The sequence below is a fragment of the Bradyrhizobium sp. NC92 genome (genome assembly GCF_025200865.1).
GTDB lineage: Bacteria > Pseudomonadota > Alphaproteobacteria > Rhizobiales > Xanthobacteraceae > Bradyrhizobium.
Genome location: NZ_CP104171.1, coordinates 2,815,303 through 2,841,623, shown reverse-complemented (window position 1 = coordinate 2,841,623; position 26,321 = coordinate 2,815,303). Strand labels below are relative to the sequence as shown.

The 26,321-nt window shown below is 65.6% G+C and carries 24 protein-coding genes and 1 pseudogene; 17 read left to right on the top strand and 8 right to left on the bottom strand.

The window, feature by feature from the left end:
- Positions 1-8: 8 nt before the first annotated feature.
- Both N2602_RS13225 and N2602_RS13220 read right to left on the bottom strand, forming a co-directional pair.
- Positions 9-1,337, bottom strand: a complete 1,329-nt coding sequence (locus tag N2602_RS13225; protein WP_260382905.1) for a glycosyltransferase family 87 protein — start codon at positions 1,335-1,337, stop codon at positions 9-11.
- Between the two features lie 140 nt (positions 1,338-1,477).
- Positions 1,478-3,100: a DUF853 domain-containing protein gene (locus N2602_RS13220; RefSeq protein ID WP_260382904.1), complete on the bottom strand. Its 1,623-nt coding sequence runs from the start codon at positions 3,098-3,100 to the stop codon at positions 1,478-1,480.
- Between the two features lie 338 nt (positions 3,101-3,438).
- Between N2602_RS13220 and N2602_RS13215 the strand changes: the two genes are divergently transcribed.
- The 8 genes from N2602_RS13215 to scpA all read left to right on the top strand — a co-directional run bounded on the left by N2602_RS13215 (position 3,439) and on the right by scpA (position 10,785).
- Positions 3,439-3,804: a DUF2267 domain-containing protein gene (locus N2602_RS13215; protein WP_260382903.1), complete on the top strand. Its 366-nt coding sequence runs from the start codon at positions 3,439-3,441 to the stop codon at positions 3,802-3,804.
- Positions 3,805-3,828: 24 nt separating this feature from the next.
- A complete protein-coding gene (locus tag N2602_RS13210; RefSeq protein WP_025035066.1) occupies positions 3,829-4,236 on the top strand; it encodes a DUF4332 domain-containing protein in 408 nt (135 codons plus the stop codon).
- 238 nt (positions 4,237-4,474) lie between these two features.
- Complete coding sequence (gene folP / locus N2602_RS13205) at positions 4,475-5,335, top strand: dihydropteroate synthase (RefSeq protein ID WP_260382902.1); 861 nt, start codon at positions 4,475-4,477, stop codon at positions 5,333-5,335.
- A complete protein-coding gene (gene folB / locus N2602_RS13200; protein WP_025035064.1) occupies positions 5,332-5,700 on the top strand; it encodes a dihydroneopterin aldolase in 369 nt (122 codons plus the stop codon). The genes folP and folB overlap by 4 nt, the downstream gene beginning before the upstream one ends.
- Before the next feature lies 1 nt (position 5,701).
- On the top strand, positions 5,702-6,193 hold the full coding sequence (gene folK / locus N2602_RS13195) for a 2-amino-4-hydroxy-6-hydroxymethyldihydropteridine diphosphokinase (protein WP_260382901.1): 492 nt from the start codon (positions 5,702-5,704) through the stop codon (positions 6,191-6,193).
- A gap of 81 nt (positions 6,194-6,274) precedes the next feature.
- Positions 6,275-8,146 (top strand): methylmalonyl-CoA mutase subunit beta, encoded by a 1,872-nt coding sequence (locus N2602_RS13190; RefSeq protein WP_260382900.1) that lies wholly within the window; start codon positions 6,275-6,277, stop codon positions 8,144-8,146.
- Positions 8,143-8,607 carry a GFA family protein gene (locus N2602_RS13185; protein WP_018647959.1) on the top strand — a complete coding sequence of 155 codons (465 nt, stop codon included), beginning with the start codon at positions 8,143-8,145 and terminating at the stop codon, positions 8,605-8,607. Before N2602_RS13190 ends, N2602_RS13185 begins: the two co-directional genes overlap by 4 nt.
- Positions 8,608-8,628: 21 nt before the next feature.
- Complete coding sequence (scpA, locus tag N2602_RS13180) at positions 8,629-10,785, top strand: methylmalonyl-CoA mutase (protein ID WP_260382899.1); 2,157 nt, start codon at positions 8,629-8,631, stop codon at positions 10,783-10,785.
- 119 nt (positions 10,786-10,904) lie between these two features.
- Here the strand turns inward: scpA and N2602_RS13175 are convergent, their stop codons facing one another.
- Positions 10,905-11,384: an SRPBCC family protein gene (locus N2602_RS13175; RefSeq protein WP_260382898.1), complete on the bottom strand. Its 480-nt coding sequence runs from the start codon at positions 11,382-11,384 to the stop codon at positions 10,905-10,907.
- A 218-nt stretch (positions 11,385-11,602) separates the two neighbouring features.
- Between N2602_RS13175 and N2602_RS13170 the strand changes: the two genes are divergently transcribed.
- The 7 genes from N2602_RS13170 to N2602_RS13140 all read left to right on the top strand — a co-directional run bounded on the left by N2602_RS13170 (position 11,603) and on the right by N2602_RS13140 (position 17,183).
- Complete coding sequence (locus tag N2602_RS13170; RefSeq protein WP_260382897.1) at positions 11,603-12,595, top strand: tripartite tricarboxylate transporter substrate binding protein; 993 nt, start codon at positions 11,603-11,605, stop codon at positions 12,593-12,595.
- Between the two features lie 162 nt (positions 12,596-12,757).
- Positions 12,758-13,249 (top strand): tripartite tricarboxylate transporter TctB family protein, encoded by a 492-nt coding sequence (locus N2602_RS13165; RefSeq protein WP_212259639.1) that lies wholly within the window; start codon positions 12,758-12,760, stop codon positions 13,247-13,249.
- 4 nt (positions 13,250-13,253) lie between these two features.
- On the top strand, positions 13,254-14,765 hold the full coding sequence (locus tag N2602_RS13160) for a tripartite tricarboxylate transporter permease (protein ID WP_212259641.1): 1,512 nt from the start codon (positions 13,254-13,256) through the stop codon (positions 14,763-14,765).
- A gap of 97 nt (positions 14,766-14,862) precedes the next feature.
- Positions 14,863-15,177, top strand: coding sequence for a nucleotidyltransferase family protein (locus tag N2602_RS13155; RefSeq protein ID WP_172784167.1), 315 nt, complete (start codon positions 14,863-14,865; stop codon positions 15,175-15,177).
- Positions 15,178-15,522 (top strand): DUF86 domain-containing protein, encoded by a 345-nt coding sequence (locus tag N2602_RS13150; RefSeq protein WP_172784166.1) that lies wholly within the window; start codon positions 15,178-15,180, stop codon positions 15,520-15,522.
- A gap of 21 nt (positions 15,523-15,543) precedes the next feature.
- Positions 15,544-16,530 carry a methylmalonyl Co-A mutase-associated GTPase MeaB gene (gene meaB / locus N2602_RS13145; RefSeq protein ID WP_260382896.1) on the top strand — a complete coding sequence of 329 codons (987 nt, stop codon included), beginning with the start codon at positions 15,544-15,546 and terminating at the stop codon, positions 16,528-16,530.
- Entirely contained in the window at positions 16,527-17,183 is a 657-nt protein-coding gene (locus N2602_RS13140) for a pyroglutamyl-peptidase I (RefSeq protein ID WP_260382895.1), read from the top strand. The genes meaB and N2602_RS13140 overlap by 4 nt, the downstream gene beginning before the upstream one ends.
- 95 nt (positions 17,184-17,278) lie before the next feature.
- On the opposite strand, the pseudogene N2602_RS13135 reads toward N2602_RS13140, so the two are convergent.
- Positions 17,279-18,606: pseudogene (locus N2602_RS13135) on the bottom strand (IS1182 family transposase).
- 272 nt (positions 18,607-18,878) lie between these two features.
- Here N2602_RS13135 and N2602_RS13130 point away from each other — a divergent pair.
- On the top strand, positions 18,879-20,249 hold the full coding sequence (locus N2602_RS13130) for a TIGR03808 family TAT-translocated repetitive protein (protein WP_260382894.1): 1,371 nt from the start codon (positions 18,879-18,881) through the stop codon (positions 20,247-20,249).
- A 129-nt stretch (positions 20,250-20,378) separates the two neighbouring features.
- Here N2602_RS13130 and N2602_RS13125 read toward each other — a convergent pair whose 3' ends face one another.
- The 4 genes from N2602_RS13125 to N2602_RS13110 form a co-directional block, all read right to left on the bottom strand.
- Positions 20,379-21,137 carry a TIGR03809 family protein gene (locus N2602_RS13125; protein ID WP_260382893.1) on the bottom strand — a complete coding sequence of 253 codons (759 nt, stop codon included), beginning with the start codon at positions 21,135-21,137 and terminating at the stop codon, positions 20,379-20,381.
- A gap of 546 nt (positions 21,138-21,683) precedes the next feature.
- Positions 21,684-23,399 (bottom strand): S8 family serine peptidase, encoded by a 1,716-nt coding sequence (locus N2602_RS13120; protein WP_260382892.1) that lies wholly within the window; start codon positions 23,397-23,399, stop codon positions 21,684-21,686.
- Between the two features lie 16 nt (positions 23,400-23,415).
- Positions 23,416-24,111, bottom strand: coding sequence for a hypothetical protein (locus N2602_RS13115; protein WP_172784160.1), 696 nt, complete (start codon positions 24,109-24,111; stop codon positions 23,416-23,418).
- Positions 24,108-24,677 (bottom strand): sigma-70 family RNA polymerase sigma factor, encoded by a 570-nt coding sequence (locus N2602_RS13110; RefSeq protein WP_036006024.1) that lies wholly within the window; start codon positions 24,675-24,677, stop codon positions 24,108-24,110. Before N2602_RS13110 ends, N2602_RS13115 begins: the two co-directional genes overlap by 4 nt.
- 438 nt (positions 24,678-25,115) lie before the next feature.
- Between N2602_RS13110 and N2602_RS13105 the strand changes: the two genes are divergently transcribed.
- A complete protein-coding gene (locus N2602_RS13105) occupies positions 25,116-26,273 on the top strand; it encodes a GGDEF domain-containing protein (RefSeq protein WP_260382891.1) in 1,158 nt (385 codons plus the stop codon).
- Positions 26,274-26,321: the final 48 nt, after the last annotated feature.

Here is a 26,321-nt window from a genome sequence, read left to right as displayed (position 1 = left end):
GTTGGGTCTCACGAGGTCCCGGGTTCTAACGCCGGCGCGGCCTCGGGGCTAGCCGCAAGCGGCGGATGCCGGATGTGCCAGGCGAGGCACCCTGCGAGGACTACGGTCGCAGCGAGGTTGTTGCCCCAGGCCTGGATGACAATGGGAAACCACGGCAACGACAGCAGCATGAGGATGCCGGCGGCACCCAGCGCGAGCCAGGTTCCCAGGCGCACATGCGCTCGCTCGTCGAAGGCGGCGCGATGCATCAACACCGTCATCGGGAAGAACAGCCACATGAAGTAGTATTGCCGGGCCAGAGGCGAGGCCACCGTCATGAGGCAGAACAGGATGCCGAGCTCCTCGGCATCCGAGCGCGCCGTTCGCCGCGCTTGCCGCGGCATGATTGCGACGAAGCCGAGCCCGAGCAGCGCCGACAGCGCGAGCACGATCCAGTTCGCCGTCCTGTAGTCGACGTCGATGACGTTCATGGTGCGCGGCGGCTTCTTGGGATCGTCCTGATTGTAGTTGATCGGCCGCACCAGGCGATGCGTGACGGCAATCAGGGATTGGTTGACCCACGACCAGTTCTGCTCGCCACGCTGGCCAAAGCCTTTTTCCGAGCTCGTCCCGACCATGCCCTGGTACCATTTCGCAAGCTCGGCGGCGTTGCGCTCGAAGCCGCGGATCGGCGCCGGCACGAGGTAGAGAAGTATGCCGGTGAAGACGATCGTGCTGACAAGGGCGGCCCATTTGCGCCGCCACGCCAGATAAGGCAGCACTGCGACTGGAAACACCTTGATGGCGATGGCGAGTGCGAACATGAAGCCGGCGAGCCACGACCGTTGATGCCGCAGGCTCCAGAAGCCGTAGAGCATCATCGCCAGCAGCACGAGGTTCGGCTGGCCGAGGTCGAACATGTCGAACACGAAGGACACGGTGACGACGACCGGCAGCGCCTCCAGCCACCGACCCGGCGCGCGGCCCGAGCCGGTCATGACCTGGGAGAGCGCCCCGGTGCACCACCACGCCACGGCGTTCAGGATCGACAGGACGACATAGAGCGGGATCTTGCCGAACCAGCTCGGGATCGCCAGCAGGATCGCCGGCAGCGGCGGATAGATGAAATCGAAATAGTCCTCGGGCGCGGCAGGATAGAGCGGCTCACCCTGCAAGACCTGCTGTCCAGCCCAGTACCAGAGCGAATAGTCCTTGGTCTTGCCGCGTCCGAAAATCTCGGGAACGAGCACGTCGGCGGCCAGGAGGATGCAGCAGAACAGAAAAAGCAGATCCAGCGGCGCCCGCAACGACGGGCGTCTTGGCAGGTCAGGCTTGGCTAACGGGGAGGACGTGGTCACGGTGCGGTCCTGAGCGGCGATGACACAGGACGTAGCAGACCGGCAAGGGCTTGGAGAGTCCCCTCACCTGAATGTGTGACCTTCGGCCCTCCCAGATCGCGGGAGCGGTCGATCGATTGCCTTGCCGTGGGGCGTTCTGCCTACCGCCGCAGCAATCCGCCGAGCGCACCGCGGACCAGCGTGCGGCCGATCGAGCCGCCGAGCTGACCGCCGATCGACTTGCCGAGATTGGCGGCCATCCCGCCGATCACCTGGTTGGTGACCGATCGCGTCACGTCGCGGGCGATGACCTGGCCGGTCGACAGACGGCCTCGCTTGACGTTGGTGCCGAAGATGGTGCCGACGATCGAGCCGATCTGGCCGAGAACGCCACCGCCGCCTCCGCCCGCGGGGCCATCGGCGGTCGCCGCCGTGCCGGCGATGCGCTTCTGTATCATCTCGTAGGCGGACTCGGCATCGACGGCCGTGTCATATTTGCCCTTCACCGGGCTTGCCGCCATGATCGCCTTGCGCTCGTCCGGCGTGATCGGTCCGATGCGGGCGGACGGCGGCCGGATCATCACCCGCTCCACCATCGAAGGCGTGCCGTTGCCCTCGAGGAAGGACACCAGCGCCTCGCCCTTGCCGAGCTCCGTGATCACCTTTGCGGTGTCGAGCCTCGGGTTGGGCCGGAAGGTCTGCGCCGCAGCGGCGACCGCCTTCTGGTCGCGCGGGGTGAAGGCGCGCAAAGCGTGCTGCACCCGGTTGCCCAATTGTCCGAGCACGCGGTCGGGCACGTCGATCGGATTTTGCGTCACGAAGTAGACGCCGACGCCCTTGGAGCGGATCAGGCGGACCACCTGCTCGATCTTGTCCATCAGCGCCTTGGGCGCGTCATTGAACAACAGATGCGCTTCGTCGAAGAAGAACACCAGCTTCGGCTTGGGCAGATCGCCGGCTTCGGGCAGCTCCTCGAACAGCTCCGACAACATCCAGAGCAGGAAGGTCGCGTATAGCCTCGGGTTCTGGAGCAGCTTGTCGGCGACCAGGATGTTGACCATGCCACGGCCGTCGCTGTCGGTCTTCATGAAGTCCTTGAGCGTCAGCGCCGGCTCGCCGAAGAATTTGGTGCCGCCCTGGTTCTCCAGCACCAGGAGCTGGCGCTGGATGGTGCCGACGGTCGCCTTGGTGACGTTGCCGAACCCCTGAGCGGCCTTGCGGATGGCGGCGAGCGGGTCCTGCTCCGCGTCCGCAGCCTTCTTTCCGCTGTCGGGCACGATGGCGTCGAGCAGCGCCCGCAGATCCTTCATGTCCATCAAGGTCAGGCCGTTGTCGTCGGCGACGCGGAAGGCGACGTTGAGCACGCCTTCCTGCACGTCGTTCAGATCGAGCATGCGCGCGAGCAGAAGCGGCCCCATTTCCGTGACGGTCGCGCGCACGGGGTGGCCCTGCTCGCCGAATACGTCCCAGAACACCGTCGAGAACTGATCGGGCTGGAATCTCAGCCCCATTTCTGTGGCGCGCTTGACGATGAAGTCCTTGGGTTCGCCGATCTGGCAGATCCCGGCGAGGTCGCCCTTGATGTCGGCCGCGAAGACCGGAACACCGGCGCGTGCAAATCCTTCCGCCATCACTTGCAGCGACACGGTCTTGCCGGTTCCGGTTGCACCCGTGACGAGGCCGTGGCGATTGGCGAGCGCAAGCGTCAGCCAGGCCTGCTCGTCTCCCTTGCCGACGAAGATCTTGGCGTCGGTATCGCCGAGCTTGCTGTCCTGTGCGGTCATTATTCTCTCTGATCTCTCTGCCGAGTTTCGCGTATTGAAACTCAAATGCACCAGTTCCGTAGTTTAACGCATCTCGCGCGCCGATTAAATCGGTTCAGCGGCTCCTGCGCATGCGACATTGTCGGACACCGATGGGCGAGATCAGCCGAAAGTCGGAACGCGGCGTTCGCAACGCGGCAATTTTTTGCCGATTCGTTCTAGGCTCTTGCACGGCGGCAACACTTTTCGCGCGTTCGCGACGGCGCATGCGTTCATCGCTTGTATTTCACGTCACACCGGCTCAAGATCGTTTTCGAAAGCAATATTCCGGAATGTAAACCGGCTGAGGGGCGGGTCTTATGGACGAGCTGATCGGACGGCTGGCGACAAACGCCAGCATAGATGGTGCTGTCGCTGAAAAGACCGTCGGCATCATCCTGGCCTTCCTTCGCAACGAGGGTCCTTCCGACAGCGTGCAGGCCCTGATCGATCAGATCCCCGGAGCGGAAGCCGCGATCGAAGCGTCCAAGAGCGGTGGCGCCCTGTCGCGGCTGATGGGCGGCGGCTTGATGGCCGTCGGCACGCGCCTGATGAGCCTCGGGCTCGGCGTGTCCGAGATTCAAAACGTCTCCCGTGAACTTTTCCGCTACGGGCGAGACAAAATCGGAGCGGATCAGATGGGCAAGATCATTGCGGGGACGCCGGGCCTCAGCCAGTTCGCCTGAGCGACGCTTTTCATATCGAGCATCATGACATATCCGATCTCCGAGATTGAGGGCCTGCCGGCCTTTGCCGCCAACAAGCTGAAGGCGCAAGGAATCCGCACCACGGACGCGCTGCTCGAGGCGGCCTCCACGGTGAAGGGCCGCAAGGCGCTTTCGGCCAAGACCGGCATCAGCGAGCAGCAATTGCTGGAATGGGCCAACGTCTCCGACTACATGCGCATCCCCGGCATGGGCAGGGCCAAGGTCGGGCTCGTCCGCGCCGCCGGCGTCACCACCGTGCGCGAGCTCGCCTATCGAAATCCGGCGAGACTGGCGCAGAGCATGCGCGAGGCCAACGAGAAGAAGAAGCTCGTCCGCCTCCTGCCTTCCGAGAAGTCGGTCGGCGACATCATCGCCAAGGCCAAGAAGCTGCCGCCGAAGATTACGTATTAGGTCTGCGGGCCAAGCTGGAGAGGTGGGGCATCACTGCTCCCAGATCGTCATTGCGAGCGCAGCGAAGCAATCCAGAATCTTTCCGCGGTGACAGTCTGGATTGCTTCGCTGCGCTCGCAATGACGGAGTGTGGGCAAGAACATCGCGTCCTCTCGGCCGTCTGTGCGCATCGGAATGGCCGCGAATCGCCCTCAATCCCGGCTTGACACCCTCTTCGCGACCGCGCAAAGCGGGCCGCATGAATGCCTCGCCCTCCCCTTCCGTCCCGCCGGCCGGCTCGGCCGGGATCGACGCGCTGCGGACGCTCGTGGGCCGGCCGCTTCCTGCGGTGATGGGCGTGCTCAACATCACCCCGGATTCCTTCTCCGACGGCGGCGAGTTCATCGCGCCCGCGCAGGCGCTGGAGCGGGCGCGGGCGATGATCGCCGCCGGCGTCGACATCATCGATATCGGCGCCGAATCCACCCGGCCCTACCAGGGCGCCCGGCCGGTCACGGCGGCGGAGGAGCTCGCGCGGCTGAAGCCGGTGCTGTCGGACGTCGTGGCACTCGGCGTGCCCGTCTCGATCGACAGCATGAAGGCGGAGGTGGTGGCCTTCGCGCTCGACCAGGGCGCGGCGATCGCCAACGACGTCTGGGGCCTGCAACGCGACGCCGAGATGGCGCCGCTGATCGCCGCCAGGGGCGTGCCCGTGATCGTCATGCACAACCGCGACAGCGTCGATCCCGCCATCGACATCGTCGCGGACATCAAGACGTTCTTCCTGCGCTCGCTGGACCTTGCCGCAAAAGCCGGCATCGCGCGCGACAAGATCGTGCTCGATCCCGGGATCGGCTTCGGCAAGACCGCCGAGCAGAGCATGACCGCGCTGGCGCGCTTGCGCGAGCTCGACATGTTCGGCCTGCCGATCCTGGTCGGCGCCTCGCGAAAACGCTTCATCGCCACGGTGTCGCCGTCGGAGCCCTCGGAGCGGCTCGCCGGCTCGATCGCGGCGCATCTGATCGCCGCGCAGCGCGGTGCCAAGATCATCCGGACCCATGACGTCGCCGAAACCCTGCAGGCCCTGCGGGTGGCGCATGCCATCGAGAGCGAGCAATGACCGATACGATCTTCGTCACCGGCCTGTCGATCCATGCCCGTCACGGCGTCATGGATCACGAAACCGAGGTCGGTCAGCGTTTCGTCATCGATCTCGAGCTCTATACCGACCTGTCGGAGCCTGCGCGCAGCGACCGGCTCGCCGACACGGTGTCGTACGCTGAAGTCGTGGCGACTACGACGGCGGCGTTCAAGAATACCAATTACAAGCTCCTGGAGCGCGCGGCGGGCGCAGTGGCTGATGCGATCCTGTCGCACTTCCCGCGCATCCGCGCCGTGAAGGTCACGGTGCACAAGCCGCATGCGCCGATCGCCGCGATCTTCGACGATGTCGGTATCGTGCTGACACGCTCGCGGCACCCCTAATATGGCGAGCGTGCTGATCGCACTCGGCGGCAATGTCGGCGATGTCCGCGCGACGTTCAAAAAGGCGATCGCGCACACCTGCGGCATGGCACAGGCGGCGCTGATCGCGCGCTCGTCCGACTATACGACCCCGCCCTGGGGCGACGAGAACCAGGATCCCTTCATCAATGCCTGCATCGAGATCGAGACCAGTCTCGATCCGCACGCGCTATTGTTCGTGCTGCAGAAAGTCGAGCAGAAATTCGGCCGTACGCGCACCAAGGCGCGGCGCTGGGGCCCGCGCACGCTCGATCTCGACATGATCGCCTACGACGATGTCTCCTTGCAGAAGCCCGACCTGACGCTGCCGCATCCGCGCCTGTTCGAGCGCGCCTTCGTGCTGGTGCCGCTGGCCGAAATCGCACCGGACCGCGTGATCTCGGGCATTCGTGTGCGTGACGGGCTCGCCAGCGTCTCGACGCAAGGCATTGAGCGGCTTCCGGATACCGGTTAACCAAAAACAACCGTTTGCAGGAACGGTCCGCCGTGGCAATTTCGCCTGCGAATAACAAGACGTTCGGGAGCCCCGCGCCGCATGACCTCCGTGACTGACGACCTGCCGCTGGCGGCGGATTTTCCCAAGGCTACGCCTGAGGACTGGCGCAAGCTGGTCGACGGCGTGCTGAAGGGCGCGCCGTTCGAGAAGCTGGTCGGCAAGACCTATGACGGCATCAAGATCGAACCGCTCTATCCGCGTGCGAAGGGCGTTACGCCGGTGGTGGGCCGGCTGCCGGCCGCGCCGTGGCAGATCATCCAGCGGATCGACCATCCCGATGCGGCGCTCGCAAATGCGCAGGCGCTGCAGGATCTGGAGAACGGTGCAACCGGGCTTGCGCTGGTGCTCGCCGGCGCCAATGGCGCGCGCGGTTTCGGCCTGGAACCTTCGGCCGACGCGGTTGCAAAGGTCCTGAAGGACATTCATCTCGACGCCGGGATCGGCATCGAGCTCGAGATCGGACCGCAATCGCGGATGGCGGCGATCCATGTCGCGGAATATGTGAAGAGCAACGGCCTCGATCCTGCCGCCTGCAACATCCGCTTCGGGCTCGATCCGCTCGCGGCTGGCGCAGTGTGGGGCCACAGCCCCTATACCTGGGACGAAATTGCCCCCGCGATCACGGGCGCCATCAAGGGCCTCGCCGGGCTCGGCTTCAGGGGGCCGTTCGCCTCCGCCGACGGCCGCGTGATCCATGATGCCGGTGGTTCGGAAGTGCAGGAGCTCGCTTTCGTGCTCGCCTGCGGCGTCGCTTATCTGCGCGCGATCGAAGGCGCGGGCATTCCGCTGGAAACCGCGCAGGGCATGGTCTATGCGCGGCTCGCCGCTGATGCCGACCAATTCCTGACCATGGCCAAATTCCGCGCGCTGCGGCTGTTGTGGGCGCGCATCGAGACCGCTTGCGGGCTCGCGCCGAAACCGCTGTTCATCGCCGCCGATACGTCCTGGCGCATGCTGACGCAGCGCGATCCCTACGTGAACATGCTGCGCGCGACCGTGGCGACCTTCGCCGCGGGGCTCGCCGGCGCCAACGCCATCACCGTGCTGCCGCACACGCTGGCGCTCGGCCTGCCCGATCCGTTCGCACGGCGCGTGGCGCGCAACACCCAGCTTTTGCTGCTGGAAGAAAGCAACCTCGCCAAGGTCAGCGATCCTGCGGCGGGCGCCGGCGGGATCGAGACGCTGACGGCGCAGCTGTGCGAAGCGGCCTGGGCGCTATTCCAGGAGAGCGAGAAATCCGGTGGCGCCTTCGCCGCGCTTCAGCAGGGTGTGTTCCAGAGCAAGGTCGCGGCCACGCGGAAGGCGCGCGAGGCCAATATCGCGAAGCGCCGCGACGTGCTGACCGGCGCCAGCGAGTTTCCGAACCTGCAGGAGAGCGAAGCCACTGTCCTGAAGGCAACGCCGATTGCGCTTCCGCCCTATGGCGAACAGACATACAAGTTCGAGGCGCTGGCGCCGATCCGTCTCGCGGAACCGTTCGAGGCGCTGCGCGACAAATCCGACGCGATGTTGAAGGCGCGGGGCGCACGGCCAAAGGTGTTCCTGGCCAATCTCGGCACGCCCGCCGATTTCACCGCGCGCGCGACGTTCGCCAAGAGCTTCTTCGAGGCCGGCGGCATCCAGGCGGTCGACAGCGAGGGCTTTGCCGATCCGGCCAAGCTGGCCGCGGCCTTCAAGGCCTCCGGCGCCGAGCTGGCCTGTCTGTGTTCCAGCGACAAGGTCTATGCGGAACACGCCGAAGCTGCGGCAAGGGCCCTGCAATCGAGCGGCGGGCGACATATCTATCTGGCAGGCCGCCCGGCTGAGGCCGAGGCGGCGCTGCGGGCCGCCGGCGTCACGGGTTTTGTCTTCGCCGGGGGTGATGCGGTTGTCACGTTGCAAGACGCCTATCGACGGATGGAAATGGCATGACCGAGACCAGCAAACCCGTTCTCACCGGTGGCTGCCAATGCGGCGCCGTGCGCTTTGCGCTGACGGCGTCGCCGAACAAGATTTCGATCTGCCACTGCCGGATGTGCCAGAAGGCCAGCGGCGCGCCGTTTGCCTCCTTCGCCGATATCGAGAAGACGGACTTTGCCTGGACCAAGGGCACGCCGTCGGCGTTCCAATCTTCGTCGATCGCGATGCGCGATTTCTGCGCCGCCTGCGGCACGCCCCTGAGCTTCCGCCGCATCGATGGCCCGCGCATCGAGATCATGACCGGCGCCTTCGACCGACCGGACCACGTGGTGCCGACCCGGCAATATGGCACCGAATCCCGCCTCGGCTGGGTGGTCGGCATCGCCAATCTGCCGAGCCAGACCACGCAGCAGAATTACGGACCGGAGAAGATGGCGACCATCGTCAGCCATCAGCATCCGGATCATGATTGAGCTTACGATATGGTTGAAGCCATGAGCCGCATTCCGAATTTCGCCGACATTGCCTTTGAGCGGCCAACCGTCGCTGCGCCTGCGGGCAGCGCCGAGCCGTGGCTGACGCCGGAGGGCATTCTGGTGAAGCCCGCTTATGGCGAGGCTGATGTCGCCGGGCTCGATTTCCTCGAAACCTATCCGGGCATCGCGCCCTATCTGCGCGGTCCCTACCCGACCATGTATGTCAACCAGCCCTGGACCGTCAGGCAATATGCCGGCTTCTCCACGGCGGAGGATTCCAACGCGTTCTACCGCCGCAACCTGGCGGCCGGGCAAAAGGGTCTCTCGGTCGCCTTCGATCTTGCCACCCATCGCGGCTACGACTCTGACCATCCGCGCGTCGGCGGCGATGTCGGTATGGCCGGCGTGGCCATCGATTCCATCTACGACATGCGCACGCTGTTTGCCGGGATTCCGCTCGATCAGATGAGCGTGTCCATGACCATGAACGGCGCGGTGCTGCCGATCCTCGCGCTCTACGTCGCCGCCGCCGAGGAACAGGGCGTGCCGCCGGAGAAGCTGTCGGGCACCATTCAGAACGACATTCTGAAAGAGTTCATGGTGCGCAACACCTACATCTATCCGCCGGCGCCCTCGATGCGGATCATCTCGGATATCTTCGCCTACACCTCCACGAGGATGCCGAAGTACAATTCCATTTCGATCTCCGGCTATCACATGCAGGAGGCCGGCGCGACGCAGGATCTCGAGCTCGCTTATACGCTCGCGGACGGCGTCGAATATCTGCGCGCCGGTCTTGCCGCGGGGCTCGACGTCGACCGCTTCGCGCCGCGCCTGTCGTTCTTCTGGGCGATCGGCATGAACTTCTTCATGGAGGTCGCCAAGCTGCGCGCGGCGCGCCTGCTCTGGGCGAAGCTGCTCAAGCCGTTTGGCCCCAAGGACCCGCGCTCGCTGTCGCTGCGCACGCATAGCCAGACCTCGGGATGGTCGCTGACCGCGCAGGACGTCTTCAACAACGTGATGCGTACCACCGTGGAGGCGATGGCGGCGACGCAAGGCCATACCCAATCGCTGCACACCAACGCGCTCGACGAAGCGCTGGCGCTGCCGACCGACTTCTCGGCGCGCATCGCCCGCAACACCCAGCTGTTCCTGCAGCAGGAGAGCGGCACCACCCGCATCATCGATCCCTGGGGCGGCTCGCATTATGTCGAGCGGCTCACGCGCGACCTCGCCGCCAAGGCGTGGGACCATATCCAGGAGATCGAGGAGCTCGGCGGCATGGCGAAGGCGATCGAAGCCGGCGTGCCGAAGCTGCGCATCGAGGAGGCCTCGGCCAAGACGCAAGCGCGGATCGACGCCGGCAAGCAGGCGGTGATCGGCGTCAACAAGTACAAGCCGACCGACGAGGACAAAATCGAGATCCTGAAGGTCGACAACACCAATGTCCGCCGGCTTCAGATCGACAAGCTCAAGCGGCTGAAGGCCGAACGCAACCAGCAGGAGGTCGATGCCGCCCTCGCCGCGCTGACGCGCTCGGCCGGCGAAGGCAACGGCAACCTGCTGGCGCTCGCGATCGACGCCGCGCGCGCCAAGGCGACCGTCGGCGAGATCTCCGACGCGATGGAGAAGGTGTTCGGCCGGCACCGCGCCGAGATCAAGTCCATCACCGGCGTCTACAAGCGGGAGGCGTCCAGCATGGGCACCCAGGTCGAGAAGGTTCAGGCGCTGATCGACGCCTTCGAGGAGGCCGAGGGCCGCCGCCCGCGCATCCTGGTCGCCAAGATCGGCCAGGACGGCCATGACCGCGGCCAGAAGGTGATTGCGTCGGCCTTCGCCGATATCGGCTTCGACGTCGACATCGGGCCGCTGTTTGCCACTGCCGACGAAGCCGCGCGGCAGGCGGTCGAGAACGACGTGCACATCCTCGGCGTCTCCTCGCTGGCCGCCGCCCACCTCACCGCCGTGCCGGAGCTGAAGGCCGCGCTGAAGAAGCAGGGGCGCGACGACATCATGATCATCGTCGGCGGCGTGGTGCCGCCTCAGGATTATGACGCGCTCTACGCCGCCGGCGCCGAGGCGATCTTCCCGCCCGGCACGGTGATCGCAGACGCCGCCGAGGAACTGATCCGCAAGCTGAACGCCCGGCTGGGGCATAGCGAGGCGGCGGAGTAGCCTCGCGGTCGATATCTTCTAAAGCGCGATGAGATTTGGACGAATCGTAATCGCGCGTTAGGTCCTTGTTTGAGCGTGATCCCTTCGGAAAACCGGTTCACACTTTTCGAGATTATGCTTTAGCTGGATCGCGGACGGGTCCGGGCCAGTGTCCGTGCCAGTGAATTCGTCCAATCAGGAATCCAGGCGGCAAACAGGGCTTTCCAGCGCTCGGCATCCGCAGCTTCGGTTTCGAGCGCGACCGACCATTCGATGAGGGTACGGTCGCCTTCGACGATCGGACGCAGATGCATGGTGCCTTGATAGCGCGTCGGCGCCGGACTCGGACCGCCGTCGTCTTGCGGGTATGGTATCGCTTCGAGAGCGGCATAAGTGAGAGTGTGCTGCCGGTCCGAGTGATCGACCAAGCGCTGGCGGATCCAGTTTCCGAGATAGCAGAAACGCCTGATGGCGCCGACTTCATCGCCGCGCTTGTCATCTTCGATCTCGCTCTCGCTCACCCCGTCGATATAAGCGGGGTAGTTGTTGAAATCGCGGATCAGCGACCAGACGTCGTTCAGCGGGTGGTCCAGCACGGCGCTGTAATAGGCTTGGGTCATCGATGGCTTGCCTTTGGTTTTTCGTTACGCGCTGAAGTTGGCTTCGCGCGCGGACAAAACCCACCCGATTTCCGACCACCCATTCGATCGGCCGTCTGCTCTTCACAACATGGCGCGTCCAGTTGGTAGCGCTACCTTGCGGCGGCGACGCAAAGCCGACTAGAATGCCGGCGTTGACAAGAGCGCCCGACATCACAGGCGCCGCTGGGAGGCATTCAATGTCCAAGATTTCGCGCCGCACCTTTGCGGCTTCCACCGCCGCAGCCGCGGCATCCGCCGCTTTCGGCTTCAAGCCCGCACTTGCGCAAGCCTATCCGGCCCGGCCGGTCACCGTGATCGTGCCCTGGGGCGCCGGCGGCGGCACCGATGCCACCGCGCGCATCGTCGCGGCGCTGCTGGAGAAGGACCTCGGCCAGCCGTTCAACGTGGTCAACCGCACCGGCGGCTCCGGCGTGGTCGGCCACAGCGCGATCGCGACCGCGCAGCCCGACGGCTACACCATCGGCATGCTCACGGTCGAAATCTCGATGATGCACTGGCAAGGGCTCACCGACCTGACGCCGAAGAGCTACACGCCGCTGGCGCTGATGAACGAGGATCCGCCCGGCATCCAGGTCTCCTCCTCCTCGCCCTACAAGACGGTCAAGGAGCTCGCCGACGCGATCAAGGCGGCGCCTCCCGGCAAGTTCAAGGCGTCCGGCACCGGCCAGGGCGGCATCTGGCATCTGGCGCTGGTCGGCTGGATGCAGGCGATGGGCCTGCCTGCCAACCAGGTCGCCTGGGTGCCGTCGAATGGCGCAGCACCCGCGATGCAGGATCTCGCCGCCGGCGGTCTCGACCTCACCACCTGCTCGGTGCCGGAGGCGCGCGCGATCATCGAGGCCGGCAAGGCCAGGAGCCTCGCCATCATGGCGCCCGCGCGCAACCCGGTGTTCAAGGATGTGCCGACGCTGAAGGAGGCCATGGGCATCGACTACGCAACCGGCGCCTGGCGCGGCATTGCCGGGCCGAAAAATCTGCCGCCGGAGATCGCAACGAAGCTCACCGCGGCGCTGAAGAAGGTCTACGACTCTGCCGAGTTCAAGGATTTCATGAGCAATCGCGGCTTCGGCACCGTGTGGGGCGATGCGGCCCACTTCGCGGGCTTCATGGACAAGGGCGATGCCCAGATGGGCGAGGCGATGAAGGCCGCGGGCCTGAGCAAGGCGTGAAGGACTGAGCTCTTGCCACATCGTCATTGCGAGCGCAGCGAAGCAATCCAGAATCCCTCCGCAGAACGACTCTGGATTGCTTCGCTACGCTCGCAATGACGGAGTGCATATTCGATAGCCCCGCCGCGCGCGAGGCAGAACATCTCTCACAGGGCCCTCCTCATGCGTCTTCCCGACTCCGTCACGGGATCGTTTCTCGTCGTGCTCGGCGCGGCTGCCGCCTATGGCGGCTACATTCTGCCGCCGGTGCCGGGGCAGCCGGTCGGCCCCAACGTATTTCCGCTGGTGATCGGCTGCGGCCTTGCGCTGTGCGGGCTCGCGATCGTGTTCGGCATCGGCCATTCCTTCGAGGAGGAGGAAGAGCTGGTGCCGTTCGAGGACGGCCAAGCGGCAGCCCCGCCGCCGCAGAGCAAGCTCTACGGCCTGCGCGCGCTGCTGCCACCGGCGCTGCTGCTGTTCTACGTCGTTGCCGCCGACCGGCTCGGCTTCATCATCACCGCGGCGATCATGGTCTACGTGACCTCCACCGCGCTCGGAGCCAAGTGGAAGCTGGCGCTGCCGCTCGCGATGCTCTCGCCGTTCGCCATTCACCTCATCTTCGGCAAGCTGCTCCGCGTGCCGCTTCCCGCCGGCCTGTTGCCGACGCCCTGGTAATCCCATGCTGAAGACCCTGATTGATGCCTTCGCGCTGATCTCCACCTGGGAGGTCATCATCGCGATGATCGCGGCCTCCGTGTACGGCCTCGTGATCGGCTCGCTGCCGGGCCTGTCGGCGACGATGGCGACCGCCCTGCTCGTCCCCGTCACCTTCTATCTGTCGCCGATCGCGGCGATCGCGACCATCGTCGCGGCCTCCTCGATGGCGATCTTCTCCGGCGACATTCCCGGCGCGCTGCTGCGCATCCCGGGCACGCCCGCCTCCGCCGCCTATGCGGACGAGGCCTACGCCATGACGCGCAAGGGCCAGGCCGAGCTGGCGCTAGGGGCCGGCGTCTGGTTCTCCGCCGTCGGCGGCATCGCCGGCGTGCTGTCGCTGATGATCCTGGCGCCGCCGCTGGCCGAGATCGCATTGTCGTTCTCGACCTTCGAATATTTCTGGCTGGCGCTGCTCGGCCTGATGTGCGCCACCCTGGTGGCGCGTTCCTCGCCGGTGAAGGCGATCGCCGGCATGTTCATCGGCCTGCTCGTCTCCTGCATCGGCATCGAGAATCCCGGCGGCATCCCGCGCTTCACCTTCGGCCTCACCGATCTGTTCGGCGGCATCGAGCCGATCCCGGCCCTCGTCGGCGTGTTCGCGGTGGCGCAGGTGATGCGCGCGATGCTGACGCCGGAACCACCACCCCTGCCGCGACGAAAATTCGGGAGCATCATGGCCGGCCAGTGGAGACTGACCAAGCTCTATCACTGGCAGATGACGCGCGGGAACATCGTCGGCATCATCATCGGCGTACTGCCCGGCGCCGGCGCCGACATGGCCGCCTGGGTCTCCTATGCGATGTCGAAGCGCTTCTCCAAGGAGCCGGAAAAGTTCGGCACCGGCCACGTCGAGGGCCTGGTCGAGGCCGGCGCCAGCAACAATGCCAGCATCGCGTCGGGCTGGGTGCCTTCGCTGCTGTTCGGCATTCCCGGCGACACCATCGCCGCGATCGCGATCGGCGTGCTCTATATGAAGGGGCTCAATCCCGGCCCGACGCTGTTCACCGAGAAGGCGTCGAGCATGTACGCGATCTATCTGATGTTCATCATCGCGAACATCATGATGATCCCGCTTGGCATCGCCATGATCCGCATCGCGGCTTACATCCTGCTGGCGCCGCGCTCGGCCATCATGCCGATCATCATGCTGTGCTGCGCGGTCGGCTCGTTCGCGATCGGCAACAACATGTTCGGCGTCGTCACCGTCGCCGCCTTCGGCGTGATCGGCTATGTCATGGAGGCGAACGGTTATCCGGTCGCCGCGATGGTGCTCGGCATCGTCATGGGCACCATGGTCGAGCAGGCCTTCGTCACCTCGCTGATCAAGTCGGACGGCAGCATTTTGCCGTTCTTCGAGCGTCCGGTCGCGGCCATCCTCGCTGCCATGGCGATCGGCGCACTGCTGTGGCCGGTGATGGTGTGGGTCTGGCGCAAGGTGAAACCAGCGCAGACGGTCGCCGCAACGACCCGGTGATATCGCCCGGGCGCGGGCCTCGCCTGCCCCCGGCCGGGTCAGCAGAACTGTCTCCGTATCGCTGGGCCGGGCGGCTGCCCTGTGCTAATATCCGGCCATGACCGATGTCGCAGACATTCCACTCCAAACTCTCATCGGGAAGCTCCGAGAGCTTGCTCCCGCCTTGAGGGCTGCGGGCGTGAAACGGCTGCACATCTTCGGATCGCGTGCCCGCGGTGACGCGCGGCCGGACAGTGACCTCGACGTGTTGGTCGAAACGACCTCGCGCGAGGAAGCGCCGCGGTTCGACTATTTTGAGGTCCTACACCTGATCGAGGATCATGTCGGCGTTCGAGTGCAGGTATCGATGCGCGACTTGCTGAAGCCGCGCATGGCCGAGCGGATCGCGGACGATCTGATCGAGGTCTTCTGAATGCCGCCGACCGTCGAAGACCGGCTACTCGACATTCTGGAAGCCATATCGGACATCGAAAGCGTCACGAAGGGCCTCACATTCGATCAATTTGTCTCCGAAAAGACCTCCCGCCTCGCAATCGAACGGCTTCTCGAGATCATCTGCGAGGCATCGAGATTCATCCCGGATGAGGTCAAGCGAACGGAGCCTGGAATCGACTGGCGCAAGATGATCGACTTTGGAAATCTTCTGCGTCATGCCTATCATATGACGAAGGCCGAGATCGTTTGGGATATCATTCAAACACACCTTCCACCGTTGAAATCCTGCGCTGAGAGACACGTTCGCATGTCAGGCCGCTAGCGGCTGGACGCGAAAGCAACGATGACCACTCCCAAATCCATCGACATCAAATCCCTCGCCCGCGACCTCCGCACCGGCAGCCGCGCGGCGCTTGCGCGGGCGATCACGCTGGTGGAGAGCCGGCGCGGCGACCACCAAGCGCTGGCGCGCGAGCTGGTGCAGATGCTGCTGCCCGACACCGGCAAGGCGTTCCGCGTCGGCATCACGGGCTCGCCCGGCGTCGGCAAATCCACCACGATCGATGCGCTGGGTACGTATCTGATTGAACAGGGCCACAAGGTCGCGGTGCTCGCGGTCGATCCGTCCTCGGCGCGCAGCGGCGGCTCGATCCTCGGCGACAAGACCCGGATGGCGCGGCTGTCGGCCGCGAACGACGCCTTCATCCGCCCCTCGCCCTCCTCCGGCACGCTCGGCGGCGTTGCGGCGAAGACGCGCGAGGCGATGCTGCTGTGCGAGGCCGCCGGCTTCGGCGTCGTGCTGGTCGAGACCGTCGGCATCGGCCAGTCCGAGACCGCCGTCTGCGACATGACCGACTTCTTCCTTGCCCTCATGCTGCCGGGCGGCGGCGACGAGCTGCAGGGCATCAAGAAGGGCCTGGTCGAGCTCGCCGACATGATCGCGATCAACAAGGCCGACGGCGACAATCTCAAGCGCGCCAAGATCACCGCTGCCGACTACCGCGGCGCGCTGCATATCTTGGCGCCGCGATCGGAGCATTGGCATCCGCCGGTCGAGACCTATTCGGCGCTGACCGGCGACGGCATCGCAAGGATCTGGCAGAAGGTTCTGGATCACCGCAAGGCCATGAATGCGTCCGGCGATTTCGCCGCGCGGCGACGCGATCAGCAGGTGAAGTGGATGTGGTCGATGCTGGAACAGCGCATGCTGGCGCGGCTGCGCAGCGAGGCGTCGGTGCGAACGAAAGTCCGCAAGATCGAGGCCGAGGTCGCCGATGGCCATCTCACGCCGGCACTCGCCGCCGAGCAGATCCTGGAGTTGCTGCAATGAGCGACAAGCTCCGCATTCTCCTCACCGGCTTCGGTCCGTTTCCCGGCGCGCCCTATAATCCGACCCAGCCGCTGGTGGCGCGGCTGGCGCAATTGCGCCGGCCCGCGCTCGACGATGTCGCGCTATCGAGCCACATCTTCCCGGTCACCTATGCCGCGGTCGACCGCCAATTGCCTGAAATGCTCGCTGCGCAAAAACCCGACGCGCTGCTGATGTTCGGCCTCGCCGCACGCACGCCTTACCTGCGCATCGAGACGCGGGCGCGCAACGCGGTCACCATGCTCTGGCCCGATGCCGCCAACACCCGCTCGGCAAAGCGCGGCATCGCCGGCCATGCGGACGCGATGATGTTTGGCCCGCACACGGCAAGGCTGCTGCGCGCCGCGCGCCTCACCGGCATCGACGCGCGCCCCTCGCGCGATGCCGGCGCCTATCTCTGCAACTACCTGAGCTGGCGCGCGATCGAGCACGTGAAGGCGGGCGGGCCGCAGCTCGCGGCGTTCATCCACATTCCCCTGCTTGCGCGCAGCGGCGCCGTTCGCCGCAAGGGCGCAGCCCGCATCACGTTGGAGGAGCTGGTGGATGCGGGGGAAGCGATGCTGATGGAGATGGTGCAATTGGCACGGAAGGCGCGGAACATACCGGTCTCGTAGAGCCTGTGAGCCAATTCGTTTTGTTTCGGCTTCGGCATCAAGGGGTGGTATCGCCCCTTGATGGGGGAAGCCGGCGGCGTCAGGCTGTTGGTTATCTATGCTTTTGCGAGACGATGCCCTTGCAGGATGTTGTTGGTGAGGGCGTACCATAGCACGACGGCACGGACCTTCTCGATGCCGCGCACGGTCAGTTGCCTGAGGTCCCAGTTGCGCCAGCGGGCATGGATGCATTCGCAGATGGTACGGGCCTGGTACTGTGCCTTGCCGGCTTCGCTGGCCATGCGAGCACGCCAGGCCGCTATGCCAGGACCGTCGCTGCTCCGGGGTAAGAAGGGATCGACACCGCTCCTGGATTGGGGCGGTGGACAGTAACCTCGATGCCCTCGCCATGCGCCCATTCGATGTCGTCGCCAGTGCAGAACCCGCCATCGGCGAGGTAGCGGCGTGGCAAGCGCTTCAGCCGAGCGCGCGTTCGCTCCAGCATCGGGCGCATCAAGCCACGATCTGAGCCGCTGTTGTCGACATCGATCGCGACCACGATCAGTTCGCCAGCCGCGCTAGCCACCTGCACATTATAGGCCGGACGGAAGCCGGCATCGGCCATCTTCATCACCCTGGCCTGCGGGTCGGTGGTGGAGGCCCGAGGCTCCTTCGGCTTCTTGCCATTGCCGCCCTTGTCGTCGAGCTGTTTTCGCTTGCGCTTGATCTCGGCCAGCGCGGCCTGCGCGGCTTGCACCCGCTCGCTGCGTTCGCGCGCCGCCCGCTCTTTGGCGGCCCGGATCCGCCGATTGCTGGCTTCCGGGTCCGCATCGACCTCGCGCTTGAGCTCTTCCACAATGGCCTCGGCCTGCGCCATCTGCCGATCCAGCGTCGCCTCCCGCCGGAAAGATCCGGTCCCGGCATTCGCTCGTATCCGCACCCCGTCCTGGGTCAGCTTCTCCAGATCGACCAGCCCTGCCTCGTTCAGGGCCACCAGATGTTCAACCAGCAAACGGTCGAGCAAGTCGGCACAGCCGACCCGGAAGTCCGACAGCCCGTGATGGTTCAACGACACGCCACCGCAGAGCCAGCGGTAGACGTCGTGGCTGTCGCAGAGCCGGTCCAGCGCCCGCGCGCTGCCAACGGCATCGCTCGCGGCGTACAGCCAAAGCGCCAGCAACAACCGTGGCGATGGCGCCGGATGGCCCGGCCTGTTTTCCCGTGCCTTGACGCGATCTTCCAGCTCGCTCAGGTCCAGCCCTTCGACATAAGCCCAGATCACCCGCGCTGGATGATCCTGCCCGATCAGGCTGTCGATATCGACCGCTCGCAATTCGACCTGATTGCGCACAGGCTCGCGCAGCCGAGGTGCGCCTTGCGGCACCGCTTCGGTTCGTGCCGACTGCTCCGGCAATTCACCAAAAAGTCCGTCGTCAGCCATCATCCTCTCCAGCAGATCAGTCTGCCCAGAGAATCACATTCGTCTGACGCGCGGTACAAAAGATTCACAGTCTCGTAGGGTGGGCAAAGGCGCGCAGCGCCGTGCCCACCATGCATCGCTTGGGCGCGGACAATGGTGGGCACGCTACGCTTTGCCCACCCTACGGCACCGTCTCTTGCGTAAACATTTAACCCTACCGCCAACAATCCTCACGGTCCTCGCCCTGCTGAGCTACGAAACCGCTGCGGACCCCCGCGTCCGCCGGAGGACGCGTCATGGACCTCAATCGCCGTCATCTCATCGGGGCTTCGACCGCCGGCATTGCCGGTGCCCTCGCCATGCCTGTTGACGCCGCGCGCGCCGCGCCGCTGACGTCGATGCTCGGCCGCGATGCCACGCAATACGGTGTGCGGCCCGGCAGCAGCGAGGATCAAACACGCGCGCTGCAGCGCGCCATCGACGAGGCCGCGCGCGCGCAAATGCCGCTCGCCTTGCCACCGGGCGTGTACCGGACCGGCCTGTTGCGGCTGCCGAACGGCGCGCAGCTGATCGGCGTGCGCGGCGCGACCAAGCTCGTCTTCACCGGCGGGGCCGCGGCGATCCAGAGCGACGGCTCCGATGCGATCGGCATCACCGGCATCACCTTCGACGGCGGCGGCATTGCGCTGCCGACACGGCGCGGCCTGATCCACGTCCTCGGCGGGCGCGATGTGCGCATCACCGATTGCGAGATCACGAGCTCGGGCGGCAGCGGCATCTGGCTCGAGCAGGTCGCGGGCGACATCTCCGGCAATATCTTCACCGGCATCGCGGTGACGGCGGTTGTGTCGTTCGACGCCAGGGGCCTCTGTGTCTCCCGCAACACGATTCTCGGCACCAACGACAACGGAATCGAGATCTTGCGCAATGCGATCGGCGATGACGGCACGCTGGTCGCCGACAACCGCATCGAGAACATCAAGGCCGGCCCCGGCGGCTCGGGCCAATACGGCAATGCCATCAACGCCTTTCGCGCCGGCAATGTGATCGTGCGCGGCAACCGCATCAGGAATTGCGACTATTCGGCTGTGCGCGGCAACTCGGCCTCGAACATCCATATCACGGGCAACAGCGTCAGCGACGTGCGCGAGGTCGCGCTCTATTCCGAATTCGCGTTCGAAGCCGCCGTGATCGCCAACAACATTGTCGACGGCGCGGCCGTCGGCGTCTCCGTCTGCAATTTCAACGAGGGCGGCCGCATCGCGGTGGTCCAGGGCAACATCATCCGCAACCTGGTCCCGAAGCGGCCGATCGGCACCGCGCCTGACGACGATGCCGGCGTCGGCATCTACATCGAGGCGGACTCCTCGGTGACCGGCAACGTCATCGAGAACGCGCCGTCCTACGGCATCGTCGCCGGCTGGGGCAGATATCTGCGCGATGTCGCGATCACGGGCAACGTGATCCGCAAGGCGCTGGCCGGCGTCGGCGTCTCCGTGGTGCCGGGCGCCGGCACCGCGCTCGTCAACAACAACATGATCTCCGAGACGCCGCGCGGTGCCGTGGTCGGCCTCGATCACGCCCGTGCGGTGACGTCGGACCTGTCGGCCGACGGCGCACAACGCTTCGCGCAGCTGCTGGTCGGCGGCAATGCGGTGCGAAGGTAGGCGTGGTTGACGGCCGGGCCCTGCATCCTTCGAGGCTCCTCATGGGACGCACTGCGTCCCATGCCTCGCACCTCAGGATGACGGAGCGACAGGTGCGGCTGCCTCCCGTTTTGCCCTCGCGACGGAGCGTTAGAACGCGTTCCGCAGCAGCGGGTATTTCGCTTCCAGGCCGTCGAGGCTGAAGGTGAATTCGACGACGCGCTCGGGGGCGGCGACGATTTCCTCGGCGGGCGGAGCGAACTGCGGCAGGAGGGCCGCCATCGCTGCAGGCGCCGTCCTCGGCGGCTGCGCGGCAGGCACCGGCGGCCTCACTTCCGGCGCGGTGAATGGCGCGGTTGCGGCCGGCTCCGCGCGCGGCGATCTCACGGCAGGTGCGGTGAACGGTGCCTTCGCAGCGGGAGCCTTGAGCGGCGGCATCTCGGCAGGCGCGGTGAACGACGGCCAAGCCACCGGCATGGCAAGCGGCGCGATCGGGGCTTCGGTGATCTCCGCGAGCACGTCGGGCTTCGGATCGAGCCTGACCGGCGTGGCGGTCTCGGGAGCGATATGAACGGCCTTGGGCTGCAAGGTCTTGGGCTGCACGGTCTGCGCCTGCTCGCGCGGCGCCATGCGGGGCATCGTCGCCGGCGACCAACCGAATGCCGGCGTCACGCTCGCGGCCGCCTCGGCGACGTCCCCGCCGGTCGCAAGCGCGCGCCAGGTCTGGACGGCGCGCTTGGCCTCCTGGATGTTTTCGAGGAACGCGATCTCGGAATGATAACGGCGCCAGCGGCCAGTCTCGAACATCTCGGAGAGATGTTGCAGGCGCTGCTCGGCGAGAGCGCACCAGCGCGCCGCGATTTGGCGGCTGCCAGCCGCGTCGCGAACGAACTCTTGGCGATGTGTCATGAACCAGCCCGTCAGGAGAAAACACGGACGCGGGGGACGCAACGCACACGAATCAATTTAGACGCGACATGAATATTTTGTGGAAAAGTTTTGACTTGTCCAGCAACGACGCGGCATTGGTCGTCAAACACCGTAGTCGTGCGGAGAATTGCTGTGTTTTCGAGTCAAGCTTCGCACAAGCATAACGGAGTTGCGGCGCGCCGCGCGCGCGGCGGCGACCGACGCCGCGGCGACCTTCAACCGCAAGCTGAACGGAAGCGAAGCTTCAAAAGATCGGACGCCAGATTCCTGTTTTGACGCGTTTTTCCTCACGCGAACCGGCATCCACTTCGGTCAAAAACGCTCTGAAAAGAAAAGACCCGTCCGGGGGGACAACCGGACGGGTCGAGCCATATGGGCGCTTGGGGTGGATGGGCGCTCGCGCCTGATATGACTGATGGGGAGGGATGACCGCTCCCACATCAGTTGGTCGTGGCAGCGGGCTCAACGTTCAATGCGGGGTCTGATTTTTTGACCATCGGCGCGCGCGCAAAGTTGTCGCAGCGACTATCGCGTCGCCGGCCTATCTGCCTGAGAAATCGCGGCTTTATCGGCTGCGCTCGACAGCGAGGGCTGTTCGATCGCGCGAATGCCGGGCTCGTCGCGACGCTTGTCGGCATCTTCACGTTTTGTTGTACCCGAGGCAGCAGCGACCGGCGTCGCGCTGTCGACGGGAATAGCCATGACGGCGGCAAACGCGTCGGCCTGACCGTCGCCGAAGAGGTCGTCACGCCCGGGTGAGCCGAGGTCGCGCGCGGTCTTCACCAGTGTCATGCGCAGCGCTTCCGGCTTGAGTGCGTAATTGCGCTCGAGCAGCAGCGCCGCGACGCCGGAGACATAGGCGGCGGAGAACGAGGTTCCCGACGTCATCTGGTACTTGCCGTCGGGTGCCGGCAGGAAGATGTCGACGCCGGGGGCCGCGACGGCGATGTAGTTGCCGCGGTTGGAGGCGGCGAACAGCCTGTCCTGCTGATCCGTCGCGCTGACTGCAATCACGTTGGGGTTGGCGGCCGGATAGAGCGGCGGCGATTTCGCGCCGGCATTGCCGGCGGCCGCGATCAGCACGAGACCTCGCGCGGCCGTCGCGGCGATCGCGCGCTCGATGACCGCGTCCTTCGGACCGGCAAAGCTCATATTGACGATCTGCGCGCCGTGCTCGGCGGCGTAATTCAGGGAACGCAGGATGATGTAGGACGAGCTCTCGGCGCCGCCATTGGCACCGCCGAAGGCCCGGATGGCGATGATGCGGGCCTCGGGCGCGCTGCCCATCAGACGGGCATGGGCCGCGATCGCCCCGGCGATGCCGGTACCATGGACGTGCGGTCCTTCGGCACTGCCGAGGGCGTCGAAATTGTCGGCGATGGAATTGGCGAGCTCGGGATGCCGGGCGTCGACGCCGGAATCGATCACGGCGATCGTGACGTTGGCCCCGTGCGCCAGCGTATGCGCCTGCGGCAGGCGGAGCTTTGCCAGCGCATATTGCGCAGGATCGCCCTCGGTCGTGGCAGCCGATTTCTGGTCCTGGAGCACGTAGCGGAAGTTCGGCTGCAGCGAGCGCACGCTGCCGTCGGCCGCGAACTCGCGCCGCACGGTTTCGTAGGGCCGGCCATCGGCAATGCGGAACAGGCCGAACGTGGCTCCGATCAGCGGGAAATTCTCGGAAGCGAGGCGGGTCAGGCCGTGGCGACGCGCCAGCTCGTCGGCCTCGGCGGTCGACAGCACGCCGTCGATCTCGGCGACGAATTCGCCTGCGAAGCTGCGCGAGGTCAGCGCGACCGGCGTATCGTTGCCGCGCCCCTTGCCGGCGCTCTTCTTGCCAGGTTTTCCGGTGCCCTCGCCGCCCGCGTTCGGCTGCGCCAGGCATTCGCCGTCGGCAGCACGGTAGGGCGCGGTGCAGGCCGGATAGAGGTTCGGCGAGTAACGCGCGTAGGGCAGCACCGGCGTCGTCGGGCGGATGCGCGACGTCGTGGTACGCGGAATGGTCGCCATCGTCCGCGGGCCGCGGTCGACGCTTACCGCGCGCGCAGCGATGTTCGGGCTGACCCGCGGGGTGATGTTGGGAGAGATGGTCGGCGTGCGCGAGGGCACACTGATCGTGGGGGTGCGCATGATCGCCTGCGCCTGCGCAACCTCGACGCCGAGACAGGAGGCGACCAAAAAGGCAACGCCGACGGATGAAGCGCGGATCCCGGTGCGCACCCAGCTCTCGGATTTGCCCGTCATCGGTTCAGCGGCGCGCCTACGGCGCCGCGACGGCGAGGTTGACGAACTTCTCGCGCTGCATCCTGCCGAGCAGCGAAGCGAGCTCGTCCTGGCTCATCGCCTTGTCGAACTGGAGGCGGAACATGCCGCCCTTGGCATCGCCGATGATCGAAGCCTGGTAGCTGTCGAGCAGCGCGGTGATGTCGGCGACGCGCGCCTCGGGCGTGAAGCGCACCAGCGCACGCGCCGGTGCGGCCGCGCTGCCAAGCTCGCGTGTGATCGGCGCACTGGTCGAGAGCGAGGCGGTCTGGAAGGTCGCCGGCTGCTTCTTCATCAGCACGGCGCCGATGATGCCGGCCTGCAGCACGAGCGCGACGGCGCCGAGGCTCGCCGACCAGGCCAGCGTGCGCGGCGACAGGCTCGCGAAGAAGGTCGAGATGCGCGCCGACAGCGGCAGCGAGCCGCTCGCCCGGGCCGGCTCTGCGTCGATCGCAGCGAACAGCTTCTGCATCGCGCGCGCCGACGGCGCCCCCAAGCTCTCGTTCAGGTGGATGGTCTCTTCGTACTCGGCGCGGATCGCGGCATATTGCCTGGCGAGCTCGGGATCGCGCCCCAGCGCTTCCTCGACACGGCGCGCATCGCGCGCGTTCAGCGTGCCGGCAGCGTGCCAGGGCAGCAGCAGTTCAATTTCACTGGGCTCTTGCTCCAGCATCTTCTTGCTCAAAGCCATCATGGCCAGCCTCGCTCAACGCCGGCTGCCTTCAGCAGTTCGGCCAGTTTCTTGCGCGCGTAGAACAAGCGCGTCTTCACAGTGTTCTCCGGTATCCCGACGATTTCGGCCACCTCTTCCACGGACTTCTCGTGGTAGTAGACGAGATCGACGATTTCCCGGTGATCCGGCGAAAGGCCCGTCAGACACTCCCGCAACGCCTCACTGGTATCCTTCTTCTGCACCACCGTTTCCGGATCGTCGGACGTATCCTCGATCGCGTTGGCGGCGTCTTCGTCCAGCTCGAAATCCTTCCTGCGCCGGAGCGCAGACAGGGCCTTGAATCGGGTGATTGCCAGCAGCCAGGTGGAAACGGCGGATCGGCCCTCGAACTTGCCGGCTTGACGCCAGACGTCGAGAAACACCTCGCTGATGAGGTCTTCCGCCGCCTGCTCGTCCCGCACGAGCCTCAGTCCGAACCTGTAAACCCTGACATGGTGCCGCCCGTACAGCACCTGCATGGCAAGCCGGTCACCTTGAGCGATCCTGGCGATCAGGATCTCGTCCGAAGCCGCCTGTGTCGCGCTCAATGGCCGTCTCGCAAAGTTGGTCGAGTCGATGCGGCGGACGGTTCGACGTGGGGGGCAAAATTGTTCAACCTACCGCACTCATACGGGGGCCTGTGTGAGCTACCCCACATACAGGCTTTTTTCTCGTCCCACCCGCGGTGGTCAGCGTCGCAAGTCCGAATCGGTACCATAATACTGCGAATTTCCCTGCGGAATGCCCTGTCCGGGGTACAGGCGGCCCGGCCTCACCGGTTCCATAGCAGCCCTGCACCACCTTTGTCGCGCCAAGCGCTGCTTCGGCTCGACCGCAGCGCACACGATACCTGATCGCCGGTAAAAATCTCACACTGGCTTATCGCCTTGTTCCGCGCTGCACGGTTCGGATTCGATTTCAAAGGATACCAAACCTAAAGGCTTGCCACGTAGGTTTTTACGCTGACATCCACCATTGGCGGGACCATGAGCACGGCCGCGACGTCCTTTCCGGAGAGGAATGCCGCAGAGGTCGCGGATCTCGTCCTCGCGTCCGAGACGACAGCTCCCGAGGTCAGGGCACGCCGGGCCCGGCAGCGCCGCCAGATGTATATCGGCCAGGTCGCAAGCTACTCGCTGGGCGCCTCGGTCCTGCTGCTCTACGCCTATGACGGGACGATCTCCATCGGCGTTCCGTCGCTGTTCTGGCTCGGCGGCCTCCTGATCATCGGGACGTTCACGGTGCTGTCGGAAGCCGGTTTCGGCGACCGCTTCGAGGATCATTACCTCACCGTCTATCAGATCTCGGCGCATATGGCGCTGCAACTGGTGTTCCTGCTCGCGGTGCCGACGGTCGGGGTCGCGTTCCTCGCCGTGTTGTTTCTGATCTTCGCGTTCGGCACGCTGCGCATGACGTCGAGCCAGGCAATGGTCACCTGGGGCCTTGCCACCTGCGGGCTCACCTTGGTTTTCCTCGGATTGGATCTGCCGATCGGACTGCCGGTCGCGACCCGGCTGCAGCGAACCGCCTCGATGCTCTGCTTCGTGCTGGTGATCGGCCAGTGCGCCTTCCTCGGCCTGTTCGGCGCCACGCTACGCAAGATCCTGTACCGGCGCAGCATCGAATTGAAGGCCGCCTATCGGCGCATCGAGGAACTGGCCGAGCTCGACGAGCTCACCGGCTCGTACAACCGCCGCTGCATCATGCGGCTTCTCGACGCCGAGATCGAAAACTCGCGGCAGGCATCCACGCCTTGCGCGATCGCCCTGATCGATCTCGACTGGTTCAAGCGCATCAACGACGCTTACGGCCACCCCATTGGCGATGAGGTGCTGCGCACCTTCGCGATCACCATTTTCGCCAACACCCGGCCGACCGACAGTTTCGGCCGCTACGGCGGCGAGGAATTTCTGCTGCTGCTGCCGGACACGTCGGGCGACGTCGCGCGCCGCGTGCTCGAGCGCCTGCGCGGCATCGTCGCCGATCTGGACTGGAGCGCATTCTCTCCGGGCATGCGGGTGACCATTTCCGCGGGCGTCGTGACGCTGCGCGACGCCGATACTGCCGACACGTTTCTCGCGCGCGCCGACAGCGCGCTCTATTCCGCCAAGGCGCAAGGGCGCAACTGCATTGCAACGAGCTGACCGACCCATTTTCCTCCGGTGCGGCAGAAGCCGCCGCCGGCCCGAACG

Bases quoted from the DNA above. Each gene is read 5' to 3' on its own strand.
- N2602_RS13220 (WP_260382904.1), bottom strand. From the start codon at position 3,100: ATGACCGCACAGGACAGCAAGCTCGGCGATACCGACGCCAAGATCTTC.
- N2602_RS13215 (WP_260382903.1), top strand. From the start codon at position 3,439: ATGGACGAGCTGATCGGACGGCTGGCGACAAACGCCAGCATAGATGGT.
- N2602_RS13210 (WP_025035066.1), top strand. From the start codon at position 3,829: ATGACATATCCGATCTCCGAGATTGAGGGCCTGCCGGCCTTTGCCGCC.
- folP (WP_260382902.1), top strand. From the start codon at position 4,475: ATGAATGCCTCGCCCTCCCCTTCCGTCCCGCCGGCCGGCTCGGCCGGG.
- folB (WP_025035064.1), top strand. From the start codon at position 5,332: ATGACCGATACGATCTTCGTCACCGGCCTGTCGATCCATGCCCGTCAC.
- folK (WP_260382901.1), top strand. From the start codon at position 5,702: ATGGCGAGCGTGCTGATCGCACTCGGCGGCAATGTCGGCGATGTCCGC.
- N2602_RS13190 (WP_260382900.1), top strand. From the start codon at position 6,275: ATGACCTCCGTGACTGACGACCTGCCGCTGGCGGCGGATTTTCCCAAG.
- N2602_RS13185 (WP_018647959.1), top strand. From the start codon at position 8,143: ATGACCGAGACCAGCAAACCCGTTCTCACCGGTGGCTGCCAATGCGGC.
- scpA (WP_260382899.1), top strand. From the start codon at position 8,629: ATGAGCCGCATTCCGAATTTCGCCGACATTGCCTTTGAGCGGCCAACC.
- N2602_RS13175 (WP_260382898.1), bottom strand. From the start codon at position 11,384: ATGACCCAAGCCTATTACAGCGCCGTGCTGGACCACCCGCTGAACGAC.
- N2602_RS13170 (WP_260382897.1), top strand. From the start codon at position 11,603: ATGTCCAAGATTTCGCGCCGCACCTTTGCGGCTTCCACCGCCGCAGCC.
- N2602_RS13165 (WP_212259639.1), top strand. From the start codon at position 12,758: ATGCGTCTTCCCGACTCCGTCACGGGATCGTTTCTCGTCGTGCTCGGC.
- N2602_RS13160 (WP_212259641.1), top strand. From the start codon at position 13,254: ATGCTGAAGACCCTGATTGATGCCTTCGCGCTGATCTCCACCTGGGAG.
- N2602_RS13155 (WP_172784167.1), top strand. From the start codon at position 14,863: ATGACCGATGTCGCAGACATTCCACTCCAAACTCTCATCGGGAAGCTC.
- N2602_RS13150 (WP_172784166.1), top strand. From the start codon at position 15,178: ATGCCGCCGACCGTCGAAGACCGGCTACTCGACATTCTGGAAGCCATA.
- meaB (WP_260382896.1), top strand. From the start codon at position 15,544: ATGACCACTCCCAAATCCATCGACATCAAATCCCTCGCCCGCGACCTC.
- N2602_RS13140 (WP_260382895.1), top strand. From the start codon at position 16,527: ATGAGCGACAAGCTCCGCATTCTCCTCACCGGCTTCGGTCCGTTTCCC.
- N2602_RS13130 (WP_260382894.1), top strand. From the start codon at position 18,879: ATGGACCTCAATCGCCGTCATCTCATCGGGGCTTCGACCGCCGGCATT.
- N2602_RS13125 (WP_260382893.1), bottom strand. From the start codon at position 21,137: ATGACACATCGCCAAGAGTTCGTTCGCGACGCGGCTGGCAGCCGCCAA.
- N2602_RS13120 (WP_260382892.1), bottom strand. From the start codon at position 23,399: ATGACGGGCAAATCCGAGAGCTGGGTGCGCACCGGGATCCGCGCTTCA.
- N2602_RS13115 (WP_172784160.1), bottom strand. From the start codon at position 24,111: ATGATGGCTTTGAGCAAGAAGATGCTGGAGCAAGAGCCCAGTGAAATT.
- N2602_RS13105 (WP_260382891.1), top strand. From the start codon at position 25,116: ATGAGCACGGCCGCGACGTCCTTTCCGGAGAGGAATGCCGCAGAGGTC.